Origin of the sequence: Rhodopila sp., from assembly GCF_965277825.1 — a bacterium.
Lineage (GTDB): Bacteria > Pseudomonadota > Alphaproteobacteria > Acetobacterales > Acetobacteraceae > Rhodopila.
In genome coordinates this window covers 107,577-120,109 of the sequence record NZ_OZ255846.1, presented here as the reverse complement: position 1 = coordinate 120,109, position 12,533 = coordinate 107,577, and the positions used below count along the sequence as shown (strand labels likewise).

The window sequence follows — 12,533 nt, the reverse complement described above, 5'->3', positions numbered from 1 at the left end:
TCGCCCTCCTTTCGGGCTGCGCTTCCAGCGTGTCCGGACGGTCTAGCCGCATGACGCACGTGCGTTTAGCGGAGCGCTGTCATCCTCTAGCCCAAGAGCGTCTCTAGCCCAAGACCGCGTCCGGTCGAGCCGAGGCGCCTGACAAGGCCGTTAGCGGCTGGTGTCCTTGACGGTTTCCGTCGGCGGTATAGGCGCCGGCGCATTGGCGGGCGGATCGCGGTTCTCATCGCCCTGCGGGCCGAGATAAGGTGCCGGCAAGGTGCCCTCAGGCAAGGCAGCCGCGCCCCCCGGCGGATCGGGTCGCGGCGGCAGCTTGGTATTTGGAGCGTCCGGTTCTTGCGTGCTCATGGCGTGGGAACGTCCGCCGCGTCACCAGGGTTCCCACCGCCCGGCCGTTGCAACACGACTTTGTCACGCTCGATGATGCTGCGGAACGCCGGCCGTGTCGCTGCCCAGTCCACCACGTCCACTCGCCAGGGAAGGTCCGATTCGGAAAAATCGTCAGCCAACCGAGCGCTGACCCGCAGCGGCAACGGCGCGTCCGAGATGATCGCCAGATCGAGATCGGAGTAGGGCTTGGCGTTACCTCTGACACGCGATCCAAAGGCCCAGACCTCATAGCCGGCGACGTGCCGGGTCAGAATATCGCGAACGATCGGCCAAAGATCCGGGCGAATATCGATCGGCGGGAGCTCACCCATTGCGCGTTTCCAAGCTCGAGAGCAGGGCTCGGGCATCATTCACGAACGTCAACGTGTCCTGATAGACTTGGCGGGCCTTTTCGTGATCGTAGGTATGGGCGCTGATATTTCGCATTCTGCGGTAACCGAACCACGGCTCAACGTTGGCGATCAGGGCTTTTTCGGCGGCAATTCGAAGTATGTCGCGAAAATCGCGGTGATCGATTTCCTCCGGACTGTCGGATTCCTGCTCGATTTGCCGCCGCATCATTTTGACGCTCAACTCAAAGACGAATTCGAAATTCTGGATGACCCCCGCCACCAGCGTGTTCTGCACGGTGGCCGATTGCTCACCGAACCAAATACGATCGCCGACCACGTCGAGGCTGCCTTCAAGTGAGGCGACCGCGCTCCTTAGCGAGCTGAGATCGAGACGATGTTGGCTCATTCAGGTATCCCGCACGGAAATTGGACGATTTGCCCGGCCCGCTCCACCAGCGCCGGCCGGTTCTACCATAACCATGGCGGCTGCCACGGACCGCCGTCCGATAATTGCCTAGGAGGCACGTCCGCTCGCCGCGATTACTGCCGAGCCAGGCGTCGAGCAGTGCGCAGCAGCATCTGACGATCCTCGGGGTTGCATTCGCGGTACAGGCGCAGCAGCGCCAATTCATCGCCCTGACGAACGTCCCCCATCGCTCGCTTATCGTCGCCATACATCAGGTATTCGACATTCACCTCCAGCGTGCCGGCGATACGGGAGAGGTTGCCGGTGATCTGACCGGTACGCCCGGTCTCCCACTGGGCGACGGCGCTGCGTGACACACCGACCTGGTCCGCCAGTTCGTCCTGGGTCAGGCCACGATCCCGCCGCGCGGCGCGGATGCGGGTTCCGATATCTTGCGGACTACTCATGTAGGTTAGTATAACTCACATCGCCTAACATCGCCAATAAAATCTTCCAGAACTCTCGGCTTCGCCCGCGTATGGATATTTTCCCCCTTGCCGATGAGAGACAGCGAGGCCCGGTCATTAAGCGGCACTGAGCAACTGGAATCATTCGTTAGGTTTGCCTTCTCGGCTAACCGCCCTCGGCAGTGAGGGAATTTTTCCTGTAACCACTGTCATTTTGATTGACAGGTAGCGTTATTTTATCTAACTAACGTCGTGTTCACTCATTGTTCATGACGGAGCCACCGATGCCTAGGAAGACAGTCTGGACCGACGGACAGGATGCCCAAATCCGCCGCCTGCGCACCGAGGGTGCAAGCTGGGAGATCGTTGCCCTGGCACTCGGCCTCGCCCGCCTGGCGGTCATCGAGCGTGCCCGGGAAATGGGCGCCGAACGGCCCCCAGTGAACGCCGTCGCGTTCCTCGACGAGTCAGGGCGCGAGCCGCTCCCGGCCGGACATGCCGATAGCTGGTGCGCGATCAACCGCGGCACCAGCCTGGAGAACGTGCCGTTCCAGACGCCCGGCACGATCCGCTGAGCATTCCGAAGCTGCTTCTCAATCGCCGGAAGGATTCGATCATGACGACATCCCGTAGTTCGAGGGCCGCGGTCCCCCAGGCGCCGGTCCGCCCGATAATGACCAACGGGTATGAGGTCGATGCCGACTACGTTGTTTATCGCCTGGAGGAGGCTGGCGCGACGTTGCTCGCCTTGCCCGGCACCGGCTGGACAACCCGGTTGCGCACATCGGCACTAGAGATCGTCCGGACGGCGCTGGATGCCTACGGTTGGACCGAGGCTCAGATCCGTCCGTCCGTCCCATCAGCGGAACGGATTACCCGGATGGACGAAGCGATGAGCTGGATCCCGCTGATTCCGGTGGATCGCTACGTGCTTCGGCGCGTGGTCGGCGCCCGTAGCCTGGTCAATCCGGTCACCGACCGCCACCTGTTTCCGTGGCGCCGTCTGGGCAAGGCTCTGGGTGCCGACCACAAGGCAATCCAGCGCTGGCACGCGCAGGGGATCGCCATCATTGTCTCGGCATTGCGGGGGGCCCACTAGGGGGAACCGGCAGTACTGTTCGCCGCGACGCCGCTCGACCTCGGCGTTGCAGACCGCGGGACCTCGGACAGGCTTCGCCGGACCAGGATCGCGCATAGATGAGCGCAATACGTCGCTTTTTGTTTAAGTATCCGATTCACCTGCGGAATAGTGGGACGCTCCGCGTCTCACCGTTTCTCTGCGACCGGATCCTACGCAGGATGCTTATGGATCGGATCGACCCAGTAGACCGCCTCCGGCTTTTCCACCGGCTCGATATCCAAGTTCACCACCACCGCCTCGTTGTCGCTGCGCACCAGGACGCATTCCAGCGTCTGCTCCGTCGAGGCGTTGATTTCCTGATGCGGCACATACGGCGGGACGAAGATGAAATCGCCTGCCTCAGCCTCGGCGACATACTCGAGCTTTTCGCCCCAACGCATCCGGGCCCTGCCGCGCACGACATAGATCACGCTTTCCAGTGCGCCATGATGATGCGCGCCAGTCTTGGCGTTGGCATGGATATTCACCGTGCCGGCCCAAATTTTCTGCGCGCCCACCCGAGCCAGATTGATTGCCGCGGCTCGGTTCATGCCCGGCGTCTGCGCGGTGTTGGTATCGAGCTGATCACCCTTGATCACCCTTACACCGTTCAGCTTCCAGTCCACATCATGGTCATGCTGGTCTGTCATGGTCATGCTCCGCTAAAACAGGGCCGCCCCGGCAAGCCGGGCGAGGCACGATTGAACAAACATCCCCTCTGGGCGACCAGCGCTGGGTTAGCCGCCCGAGACGAAGTCTTCCAGCCAATGAATCGTATAGTCACCGGCTTGAAAGCCGGCGTCATCCACGATCCGTTGGTGCAACGGGATCGTGGTCTTGATGCCCACGACGGCGAATTCGTCGAGCGCGCGACGCATCCTGTCGATCGCGCGGGATCTGGTCGGCGCATGCACGATCAACTTCGCCACAAGACTATCATAGAATGGAGGTACGAAGTAGCCGGCGTAGAGTGCCGAGTCGACCCGCACACCGAGGCCGCCGGGGGCGTGGAAGGCGGTCACCCGTCCGGGCGTCGGCATGAACGTCACCGGATCCTCGGCGGTAATCCGGCACTCGATGGCATGACCATCGAAGTTGATATCGCGCTGCTCGTAGCCCAGCAGCGATCCCGCGGCGACGCGGATCTGTTCCCGGACCAGATCGATATCGCACAGCATCTCGGTGACCGGGTGCTCGACCTGCAGCCGGGTGTTCATTTCGATGAACGCGAATTGCCCGTCCTGGTAGAGGAATTCTAGCGTTCCGGCGTTGCGATAGCCAAGTTTGCGCAGCGCCGCCGTCGCGGTTTCCCCTAGTGCGTCGCGCTGCGCCGGTTTGATCGCGGGCGAGCCGGCCTCTTCCAGAAGCTTCTGATGGCGACGTTGCAGGCTGCAGTCACGCTCACCAAAATGCACCACGTGGCCGTGGTTGTCGGCCATGATCTGCAACTCGATATGCCGCGGCCGGTCGAGGTATTTTTCCATGTAGACGGAATCGCTGCCGAACGCCGCGCGAGCCTCACCGCGTGCCAAAGTAAAGGCATCCTCCAGATCCGCCGTCTCGCGGGCGACCTTCATGCCGCGACCGCCACCGCCCGCCGCCGCCTTGATCAGCACCGGATAGCCGATGTGCGCTGCAACCGAGCGAGCGCTGTCCAGACCCGCCAACTCGCCGTCGGAACCCGGCACCAAGGGCACACCGACGGCGGCCATTGCGGCTTTGGCGGCGATCTTGTCGCCCATCATGCCAATATGTTCCGCTGTCGGGCCGATAAAGGTAAGCCCGTGCGCATCGACCATGTCCGCGAAGCCGGCATTCTCCGAGAGGAAGCCATAGCCCGGATGGATCGCGTCCGCCCCGGTGATGGCCGCCGCGGACAGGATCGAGGGAATGTTCAGGTAACTGTCCTTCGCCGGGGGCGGTCCGATGCAAACGCTCTCGTCGGCCAGGCGGACATGCATTGCCTCGGCGTCGGCGGTGGAGTGCACGGCCACGGTGGCGATCCCCAATTCCCGACAGGCGCGCTGGATGCGAAGGGCGATCTCGCCGCGATTGGCGATGAGGATTTTCCGAAACAACGGCCTATTCCAGGATGACCAGTGCTTCGCCGTACTCCACCGGCGCACCGCTTTGCACCAGGATGGCGGTCACCGAACCGGCTTTCGGGGCCTTGATCTGATTGAACGTCTTCATGGCTTCGATCAGCAACAGGGTCTGGCCCGCGGTTACCTGCTGACCCACGCTGATGAACGGCGAGGCGCCGGGCTCCGGCGAAAGATAGGCGACCCCGACCATCGGACTGACCACGGCGCCGGGGTGGGTGGCCACATCCTCGGTCGCCGCGGCAGGGGCGGCCAAACCCGTGGATGCGGCGGTGAGTGGGATGGATGTGGTTGTGTTGCCGCCGCTGCGGACGACGCGAATTCGCGAATCTTTGTCGGCGATTTCGATCTCGGTCAAGCCGGTTTCAACCAGCACGGCCGCCAGGGCGCGAATCGCGTCCGGATCGATGGGAATACGGGTCAACGGGCTTCCTCCAGACTCTCGGCGGTCGCCGGCAGATGGCCTGGCGTTTCGCTGCCAACGGTTTCGCGCCGGAATAGATGCATGATCTGAGGCGCGTAGCATACGTCATGCGCCGGGTCCAATGATGGACGACGGACCGCGCCGCGCGCTTCGATATAACCGACGTTGGCGAAATCTACTCGACTTCGGTTCGGCTGGTTCGGGCCGATCCAGTTGGATGGTTTGGCTATGCGTCGGCGGCGACCAGCCGCAGGGTCAGAGTAGTCCCTTCAAATGGGCGAACCTTGACCTCCAATAGTCCGCCGCGCCTGGCGACCCGTTCCATCAGGCCGCGAAGACTTCCCAGGCGCACCACAGGGTCGGCACCAGGCATGTCGTCGGTGATACCGACATCGATTCGGCTGCCGTGGGCGGTGGCCGTCAGCAACAGCCGACTGGCGGGGGCACCATGGATGGCGGCAGCCAACATCTCTTCCAAAAGGTCTGCCAGGGGGGCGCATCGCATCCGCACGCGCAATCCGGGCAGCGCGGCGACATCCGCCTGGACGAGCTGGTTTGTCATGATCGGCGATAGCCGTTTCAAGGCAAGACGTATGGCGACCCCTACGTCGGCGCGCGCTTCCGGCGCATATAAATTCGCCTCGACGTCGCCCCGTCCAGGATCGTTCACAGGCCCTGGCCGGCCACGCACCGGGACGAGTGCCAGATCGGTCTTGCCGCGCCAGCCTGCGGCGATGAAGACGCCTGATGCGGCGGCTGCCGCGAGAAAATAAGCCATTTCAAAATTCAGCACAGCGCCCGACCTTGAATTGATCGGCCGAATCTAGCGGGCAAAGCGCGCGAGAGATAAACAAGAGGTCGTGTAATTTGACGTATCGCCGTGCTTTTTTATTGCCAGTCCGTTTTAGGATGACTGAATTGATCAAGAATGGAAACAGTCCAGAATAGCAATCGGTGTGTAATAGCGGGCAATCCGGCCAATCTTGTCTTGCCAGCGGCGCAACTGAAACGCCGGCGGTTCAAGGTTAAAAGCCGCGGGACGAAGTGCATGGTCGACCCGATGCGCAACCGACAAATTGAGGTGCTGATACGCCGTGTCCGGCGTGTCTCGTGGCGCCCGGTCGTCCGCCGTGTTACACGCGGTGTGGCAACATCTCGACGCAGCGTCACCAGTGGGAGACTCCCCAATCCTCGATGGCCGGCACCCCCACCTACGCCGTTCCGCCAACTTTCCTGGGCGTATCCAGCCGTGACCCAGCGGCGGACTACGTGGTTGCCGGCGTCCCGATCGATATCGGCACCACCAACCGCTCCGGCACGCGCGATGGCCCCGCGGCAATCCGCCGAGCCAGCCGGATGCTGACCGATGGCGACCATCCGGAGCACTGGGTCGAGCCGGCCCGCGGGTCCCTGGCCGACATCGGCGATTTCGCCCTGGCACTGGGCGACATCGGGGCCAGTCTGGCGATGATCGAGGCGCAGGCCGCCGCGATCGGACACCTGATCGCGCTGGGCGGCGAGCACGGCATCACCCTGGCCCTGTTGCGCGCGCTGACAAAGCGGCTGGGGCGGCCCATCGGCCTGGTGCATTTCGACGCCCATGTCGACACCTGGCCAAACAATTTTGGCCAAACCTATGCCCATGGATCGCCGTTCTATCACGCCATCAACGAGGGCCTGGTCGATCCACGTCGGATGATCCAGGTCGGTATCCGGTCCCCGGTCGAGAAAGCGGTGATGGATTGGACGCTGGCCCAAGGGGTGACCGTGCTGTCCGCCCAGACCGTGCAGGCGTCGACCCCCGCCGCGGTCGCCGCACGGATCGCCGAGGTGGTGGGCGCGGAGCCCGCCTATCTGAGCTTCGACATCGACGTGCTCGATCCGGCTTTCGCGCCCGGCACCGGCACGCCGGAGATTGGCGGTCTGGCGTCGTGGCAGGCGCAGGCAATGCTGCGGCAACTGAAGGCCGTTCGTTTCGTCGGCATGGATGTGGTCGAGGTTGCACCGGCGTTCGACGTAGCTGAAATCACCGCGCTCGCGGCTGCAACAATGGTCTGGGAATATCTGGCGCTTGCCGGATCGCGGGCCATGCGCTGAGGGTCTGCGCGCCGCCCAAAAATGCATAGCATCGAGGGGCAACGGCCCCTATATAACGCCTCTCGCTTTCGTTCTTCGGAAGCGGTGACGCATCCGCACGTGCCGCGAGCCCGCAAGGGCACAGCAACGACGTAAACGCGTCCTTTTCGATTGACCCGGCCAACCGTGGGCCGGGGTCGTTTAGGAACACGCCTATGTCCGAACGCACCGCCGCGATGCGAAGTACCACCAGCATCGTCTGATCCCGAAACCGCGGCGTTTTCGCGCGGTTTCGGCCCAAGTCCCCGTTTCGTTTCGGACGCTTGCGCGTCCGTTTGTCCGGATGGGCGATAATTGCGCCCGTTTGTCCGCGAGGATGACCACGATGTCTGTTTTCGCTCAGCCGTTCGCGGCGCGAACCCGCGCCGCCGTTTCGCCGCTCCGCCGTATGCTCGTCGACTACCCGGTCCGCCGTCCCACGGTGGACGAGGTCGTGGCCGCCGATCGTCCCGAGGAGCCGATCCACTGCCTGCGCCCCGCCGCGGTCGCGGCGACCGCGCGCGCGTTCCTTCAGTCGTTTCCTGGCGACGTACTGTATGCGGTGAAGTGCAACCCCGACCCGGCGGTGCTGCGTGCGCTGTGGGATGGCGGCGTGCGGCACTTCGATTGTGCATCACTCCCCGAGGTCCGGCTGGTGCGCGACATGCTGCCCGACGCGGCGATCCACTTCATGCATCCGATCAAGGCGCGCAGCGCGATCCGCGAAGTCTGGGCGCGTCATGCGGTGCGCGACTTCGTGCTGGACAGTGCCGATGAACTGGCAAAGATATTGGCCGAAATCGCCGCCACCGGGGTGCCCGGCGCACCCGGCCTGATCGTGCGGATCGCGCTGCCGAAGGGCGCCGCGATGCTGGATCTATCGGGCAAATTCGGCGCCGAGGCCGATGCCGCCGCGGCTCTGCTGCGCGCCGCGCGCGGAAGCGCCGGGGTGCTTGGGGTCAGCTTCCATGTCGGGTCGCAGTGTCTCGACCCGCTCGCCTGGCGTCAGGCGCTGGCACTGACCGGACAGGTGATCCGCGCCGCTGGCGTCAAGGTCGATATCGTCGACGTAGGCGGCGGATTTCCCGTTGCATATCCGGATCAGGAGCCGCCGCCGCTGGGCGCCTGCTTCGCCGAGATCGAGGCCGGATTCGAGGCGCTGGGTCTTCCCGACGCTCGACTTTGGGCGGAGCCGGGACGAGCACTGGTCGCGGCCGGGACCTCAGTGGTCGTGCAGGTGCAGGCGCGGCGAGGCTCAGCATTGTACGTCAACGACGGCGTCTACGGCAGTCTGGCGGACGCCGGGACACTCGGTTTCCGCTTCCCGGTGCGGCTGATCCGCCCGGACCGCAGCCCGGCCGCCGCAACCAGCAGCTTCTCGCTGTTTGGCCCGACCTGCGACAGCGCCGACGTCATGCGTGGCCCGTTCCTGCTGCCGGCGGACACGGCGGAGGGAGATTGGATCGAAATCGGCCAGCTCGGAGCCTACGGCGCCTGTCTGCGCACGGCATTCAATGGATTTGACCGGGCCAGGATCGTGGAAGTGGATGACAAGCCGATGCTGGGCGCGCCAACTTATCGGCCAGACCCGTTCGAGGTTGCAGCCTGAGCGTATAGGAGAAGCAAACGATGCGACACGTCGGCTTCGACGGCCGCCTGGTGATGCTGGGCTTTGGCAGCATCGGCCAGGGCGTGCTGCCCCTGATCCTGCGTCACATCGACATGCCGCGCGAGCGCATCAGCATCGTCTCCGGCGACCCGCGCGGGCAGGAAATCGCGGCGGAAAACGATGTCAGCTTCACCGTCACACCGCTGACCCGCGATAATTTCCGCGGCGTGCTGACGCCGTTGCTGCGGCCGGGCGACTTGCTGCTGAACCTGAGCGTCGATGTCTCATCCGTCGCGCTGATCGCATTCTGCCAGCAGCGAGGCGCGCTGTATCTGGACACCTGCATCGAGCCGTGGGCCGGGGGCTACACCGATCCGTCGCTGACGCCGTCGCAACGATCGAATTATGCGTTGCGGGAAAGCGCCCTGGCGCTCGCCGGCGGGGATGGGCCGACGGCGGTGCTGACGCACGGCGCCAACCCGGGCCTGGTGTCCCATTTCGTCAAACAGGCGCTGCTGAATCTCGCCCGCGATACGCGTGTAACGACACCCGTCCCTGCGACCCGCCAGGATTGGGCGGCGTTGTCGCACAGCCTTGATGTGAAGGTGATCCATATCGCCGAACGCGATACCCAGACCGCGTCCTTCGCCAAACGCCCCGGCGAATTCGTCAACACCTGGTCGATCGACGGCTTTGCCGGCGAAGGCTGCCAACCGGCTGAGCTTGGCTGGGGCACGCACGAGAAGACGCTGCCCGCGGATGGGCGTCAGCACGATTTCGGCGGCGGCGCGGCAATCTATCTGATGCGCCCCGGCGCCTCGACCCGGGTGCGAAGCTGGACGCCGATGGCGGGGCCGCAGCACGGGTTTCTGATCACGCACAATGAATCGATCTCGATCGCCGATTACTACACCGTGGTCGAAGCCGGCGCCGTGCGTTACCGCCCGACGGTGCACTACGCCTACCACCCTTGCGACGACGCTGTTTTGTCGGTGCATGAATTCGCCGGACGGAACTGGCAGTTACAACCCAGGCAGCGACTGATGATGGATGAGATCGATGGCGGCGTCGACGAATTGGGCGTGCTGCTGATGGGGCATTCACGCGGGGCGTACTGGTACGGGTCCCGCCTGTCGATCGAGCAGGCCCGAGCTCTAGCGCCGCACAACAACGCCACCAGCCTGCAGGTCACCGCTGCGGTGCTGGGTGGACTGGTCTGGGCAATGGAGCATCCGCGCTCCGGCGTCGTCGAAGCCGATAATCTCGATCATTCGCGGGTGTTGCAGGTTGCTGAACCCTATCTGGGCGATATGGTCGGCGCCTACAGCGACTGGACGCCGTTGCTGGACCGGGGTCGGCTGTTCCCGGAACCGGTCGATGTCGCTTGCCCGTGGCAGTTCGGCAATTTCCGCGTGGCGTGACTGCATCATCGGGCCGACGTTTCCTCGCGCAGTTCCGGCACCGTGAACCAGACCCACACAAGGTTTGCCGCCAGCAGCACCGTCGTCACCACGAACACGTAGCGGATGCCCAAACTCGCCGCGACGCCGCCGCCGGTCAGCGGGCCCAGAGAATTGCCCAGGAACGTCGCTGACGACGTCATGCCGTAGATCGTGCCGCGATTTTCGCGCGATACGCTGCGGCCGATCAATGCGTTCGCGGTGGGCAGGATACCGCCGATGAACAGTCCCACGGCAAATCGTTCGGCCACGAAGGTCCAGTAGTTGGCCACGAAGATCTGCGGCGCGCTGGTCAGCGTGGCGCCCAGCAGACAGATAAGCAGCACCTTGCGATAGCCGATTATGTCGCTGCGCTTGCCCAGGAACGGCGACGACACCAGGTCGGCCAGGCCGGTCACCGAAAACGCTATCCCCGATAGCGTGGCAATCTCGGGCGGCGACCCGATCAGATGCTGCACGAAAAGCGTCACCACCGGCTGCACGGTGCGAACGCTGAATTGCGCCATCAGCAGCACCACGAACAAGGCGAGCAGCCCCGCCGAACCGGTCAATAGCCCCAAGCCGGAGATGATGGACTTCGACGGGCCGGTATGCTTTGGCGGGGTGAAGTCCTCGTGCACCGTCGCCCAGACCAGAGCAAGTGCAGCGAGCGTGACCGCCCCGGTGCAGAAGAACGGCACGCGGTAGCTGCCGGTGATGTCGGCCAGGCCGCCGCCTAGCACCGGGCCGATCAGCGATCCGACCAGTTGGCCAGTGCTCAGCCAGCCAAGCGCGTAGCCCAGCCGGCGCTCCGGCACCTGGCTGGCAACCAGGGCGATGGCAGCGGATGAGAATCCCGCGAAGGCGCCCATCACCGCGCGCGCACCGAAGAACCACCACACATTGGTGGCCAGTCCCATCGCCGCGGTGAAAATTCCGATCGCCGCGCTGGATCGGATCAGCGACAGTTTGCGTCCGTGCTTGTCGGCCACGCGGCCCCAGATCGGCGAGGCGAATGCCGCAACGAAAGAGGTCGCGCCGGTGATCACTCCGGCCCAGAGATCGACGCCTTGCGTGGTGGTGACGCCAAGTTGCGGCAGCATCAACGGGATGATCGGACTGAGAAAGCTGATCGATGCCGTCATGACGAACTGGATACCGACCATCGCCCATAGCGTGCGCTGCCAGCCTCCGTCGCCTGTATTGATCTTGGGGTGGTGCTGCTCTCCGTGGTTCTCAGGCGTTTCTTCCATTCGTTGACATGCTAACGGAACGGCGCTGGATGGAAAGGCCGGTTTGACACCGGACGAGGTGTTGGCGAAAAATCCCTCGATAAGCAGGGAGGGAAAAGGTCATGCCAGCGTGCCAGGACCGGCCCGAAAGCAACCGGCGACGGATTGGGTTGCTGCTGCCTTCATCAAACACCACGCAGGAGCCGGAATTCGCCCGTATCCTGCCCGACAGCGTCACCTTGCACATCGCTCGGCTGCCATTACGCACCGTCGACGCATCGTCCACCGAACGGATCGTCGAGGACATCGAGATCGAAAGCCGGAAACTGGCGGATGCCGACGTCGATGCCATCGTGCTGGCAGCGACCGCGCCGAGTTGCCGCAACGGAATCGGATACGATAAAGAACTGATCCAGCGGATCGAGTCCGCTTCGGGCCGCAAGGCGACAACCGCCTCGACCGGGTTGATCCAGGCCCTGGGGGTCTTGGATGTGAACCGCCTGGTGATCGCGGCGCCATGGAGCGACGAGACCAACGTCACCACGGCGGCGTTCATCGAGGCCAGCGGATTTCGGGTGCTTGCCCAGCAGGCGATGGGTCATCTCAGCAACCTGGAGATCGGCCTGCTGGAAGAACAGACCGCCTTCGACATGGGCGTCGCGGTCGATCAGCCGGACGCGGAGGCGGTGTTGCTGGCATGCGGGAACTGGCTGACGCTGGGCATTGTGGATCGCCTGGAATCCGCGATCGGCAAGCCGGTGCTGACGACCAATCAGGTCAGCCTTTGGGCCGCGCTTATTCTGGCTGGCTATCATGCACCGGTGTTTGGCTGGGGTCGCCTGCTACGGGAACATATCGCCTGATCAGTGACGTTCGGATCTATCCCGGTTTCTTTCT

15 protein-coding genes are annotated in these 12,533 nt (G+C 63.9%); 6 read left to right on the top strand and 9 right to left on the bottom strand.

Annotated features, from left to right (window positions below; all coding sequences use genetic code 11):
* Positions 1 to 150: 150 nt before the first annotated feature.
* From ACQY4T_RS01100 to ACQY4T_RS01085, 4 genes are all read right to left on the bottom strand, one after another.
* Positions 151 to 348, bottom strand: coding sequence for a hypothetical protein (locus ACQY4T_RS01100; protein ID WP_428536473.1), 198 nt, complete (start codon positions 346 to 348; stop codon positions 151 to 153).
* Complete coding sequence (locus ACQY4T_RS01095; RefSeq protein WP_428536471.1) at positions 345 to 701, bottom strand: nucleotidyltransferase family protein; 357 nt, start codon at positions 699 to 701, stop codon at positions 345 to 347. Before ACQY4T_RS01095 ends, ACQY4T_RS01100 begins: the two co-directional genes overlap by 4 nt.
* On the bottom strand, positions 694 to 1,128 hold the full coding sequence (locus ACQY4T_RS01090) for a nucleotidyltransferase substrate binding protein (protein WP_428536469.1): 435 nt from the start codon (positions 1,126 to 1,128) through the stop codon (positions 694 to 696). Before ACQY4T_RS01090 ends, ACQY4T_RS01095 begins: the two co-directional genes overlap by 8 nt.
* A 134-nt stretch (positions 1,129 to 1,262) precedes the next feature.
* Positions 1,263 to 1,595 carry a helix-turn-helix domain-containing protein gene (locus ACQY4T_RS01085; protein WP_428490323.1) on the bottom strand — a complete coding sequence of 111 codons (333 nt, stop codon included), beginning with the start codon at positions 1,593 to 1,595 and terminating at the stop codon, positions 1,263 to 1,265.
* Between the two features lie 284 nt (positions 1,596 to 1,879).
* Between ACQY4T_RS01085 and ACQY4T_RS01080 the strand changes: the two genes are divergently transcribed.
* Positions 1,880 to 2,170, top strand: a complete 291-nt coding sequence (locus ACQY4T_RS01080; RefSeq protein ID WP_428536467.1) for an AsnC family protein — start codon at positions 1,880 to 1,882, stop codon at positions 2,168 to 2,170.
* A 41-nt stretch (positions 2,171 to 2,211) separates the two neighbouring features.
* Positions 2,212 to 2,694, top strand: coding sequence for a DUF6362 family protein (locus ACQY4T_RS01075; RefSeq protein WP_428536465.1), 483 nt, complete (start codon positions 2,212 to 2,214; stop codon positions 2,692 to 2,694).
* A 191-nt stretch (positions 2,695 to 2,885) separates the two neighbouring features.
* Here the strand turns inward: ACQY4T_RS01075 and ACQY4T_RS01070 are convergent, their stop codons facing one another.
* From ACQY4T_RS01070 to ACQY4T_RS01055, 4 genes are all read right to left on the bottom strand, one after another.
* Entirely contained in the window at positions 2,886 to 3,365 is a 480-nt protein-coding gene (locus ACQY4T_RS01070; RefSeq protein ID WP_428536463.1) for a cupin domain-containing protein, read from the bottom strand.
* A gap of 87 nt (positions 3,366 to 3,452) precedes the next feature.
* On the bottom strand, positions 3,453 to 4,793 hold the full coding sequence (gene accC, locus ACQY4T_RS01065) for an acetyl-CoA carboxylase biotin carboxylase subunit (protein ID WP_428536461.1): 1,341 nt from the start codon (positions 4,791 to 4,793) through the stop codon (positions 3,453 to 3,455).
* A gap of 4 nt (positions 4,794 to 4,797) precedes the next feature.
* A complete protein-coding gene (locus tag ACQY4T_RS01060; RefSeq protein WP_428536459.1) occupies positions 4,798 to 5,241 on the bottom strand; it encodes an acetyl-CoA carboxylase biotin carboxyl carrier protein in 444 nt (147 codons plus the stop codon).
* 226 nt (positions 5,242 to 5,467) lie between these two features.
* Positions 5,468 to 6,019, bottom strand: a complete 552-nt coding sequence (locus ACQY4T_RS01055) for a hypothetical protein (protein WP_428536457.1) — start codon at positions 6,017 to 6,019, stop codon at positions 5,468 to 5,470.
* A gap of 416 nt (positions 6,020 to 6,435) precedes the next feature.
* On the opposite strand from ACQY4T_RS01055, the gene speB reads away from it, so the two are divergent.
* The 3 genes from speB (at position 6,436) to ACQY4T_RS01040 (ending at position 10,386) form a co-directional block, all read left to right on the top strand.
* Complete coding sequence (speB, locus tag ACQY4T_RS01050) at positions 6,436 to 7,338, top strand: agmatinase (protein WP_428536455.1); 903 nt, start codon at positions 6,436 to 6,438, stop codon at positions 7,336 to 7,338.
* 364 nt (positions 7,339 to 7,702) lie between these two features.
* Positions 7,703 to 8,965: a type III PLP-dependent enzyme gene (locus ACQY4T_RS01045; RefSeq protein ID WP_428536453.1), complete on the top strand. Its 1,263-nt coding sequence runs from the start codon at positions 7,703 to 7,705 to the stop codon at positions 8,963 to 8,965.
* A gap of 20 nt (positions 8,966 to 8,985) precedes the next feature.
* On the top strand, positions 8,986 to 10,386 hold the full coding sequence (locus tag ACQY4T_RS01040) for a homospermidine synthase (RefSeq protein ID WP_428536451.1): 1,401 nt from the start codon (positions 8,986 to 8,988) through the stop codon (positions 10,384 to 10,386).
* Between the two features lie 5 nt (positions 10,387 to 10,391).
* Here ACQY4T_RS01040 and ACQY4T_RS01035 read toward each other — a convergent pair whose 3' ends face one another.
* Positions 10,392 to 11,657: an MFS transporter gene (locus ACQY4T_RS01035; protein WP_428536449.1), complete on the bottom strand. Its 1,266-nt coding sequence runs from the start codon at positions 11,655 to 11,657 to the stop codon at positions 10,392 to 10,394.
* A 101-nt stretch (positions 11,658 to 11,758) separates the two neighbouring features.
* On the opposite strand from ACQY4T_RS01035, the gene ACQY4T_RS01030 reads away from it, so the two are divergent.
* On the top strand, positions 11,759 to 12,499 hold the full coding sequence (locus ACQY4T_RS01030; protein WP_428536447.1) for a maleate cis-trans isomerase family protein: 741 nt from the start codon (positions 11,759 to 11,761) through the stop codon (positions 12,497 to 12,499).
* Positions 12,500 to 12,533: the final 34 nt, after the last annotated feature.

Bases quoted from the DNA above. Each gene is read 5' to 3' on its own strand.
- ACQY4T_RS01040 (WP_428536451.1), top strand. From the start codon at position 8,986: ATGCGACACGTCGGCTTCGACGGCCGCCTGGTGATGCTGGGCTTTGGC.
- ACQY4T_RS01095 (WP_428536471.1), bottom strand. From the start codon at position 701: ATGGGTGAGCTCCCGCCGATCGATATTCGCCCGGATCTTTGGCCGATC.
- ACQY4T_RS01070 (WP_428536463.1), bottom strand. From the start codon at position 3,365: ATGACAGACCAGCATGACCATGATGTGGACTGGAAGCTGAACGGTGTA.
- ACQY4T_RS01045 (WP_428536453.1), top strand. From the start codon at position 7,703: ATGTCTGTTTTCGCTCAGCCGTTCGCGGCGCGAACCCGCGCCGCCGTT.
- ACQY4T_RS01030 (WP_428536447.1), top strand. From the start codon at position 11,759: ATGCCAGCGTGCCAGGACCGGCCCGAAAGCAACCGGCGACGGATTGGG.
- ACQY4T_RS01085 (WP_428490323.1), bottom strand. From the start codon at position 1,595: ATGAGTAGTCCGCAAGATATCGGAACCCGCATCCGCGCCGCGCGGCGG.
- speB (WP_428536455.1), top strand. From the start codon at position 6,436: ATGGCCGGCACCCCCACCTACGCCGTTCCGCCAACTTTCCTGGGCGTA.
- ACQY4T_RS01090 (WP_428536469.1), bottom strand. From the start codon at position 1,128: ATGAGCCAACATCGTCTCGATCTCAGCTCGCTAAGGAGCGCGGTCGCC.
- ACQY4T_RS01080 (WP_428536467.1), top strand. From the start codon at position 1,880: ATGCCTAGGAAGACAGTCTGGACCGACGGACAGGATGCCCAAATCCGC.
- ACQY4T_RS01055 (WP_428536457.1), bottom strand. From the start codon at position 6,019: ATGGCTTATTTTCTCGCGGCAGCCGCCGCATCAGGCGTCTTCATCGCC.
- ACQY4T_RS01100 (WP_428536473.1), bottom strand. From the start codon at position 348: ATGAGCACGCAAGAACCGGACGCTCCAAATACCAAGCTGCCGCCGCGA.
- ACQY4T_RS01075 (WP_428536465.1), top strand. From the start codon at position 2,212: ATGACGACATCCCGTAGTTCGAGGGCCGCGGTCCCCCAGGCGCCGGTC.
- ACQY4T_RS01035 (WP_428536449.1), bottom strand. From the start codon at position 11,657: ATGGAAGAAACGCCTGAGAACCACGGAGAGCAGCACCACCCCAAGATC.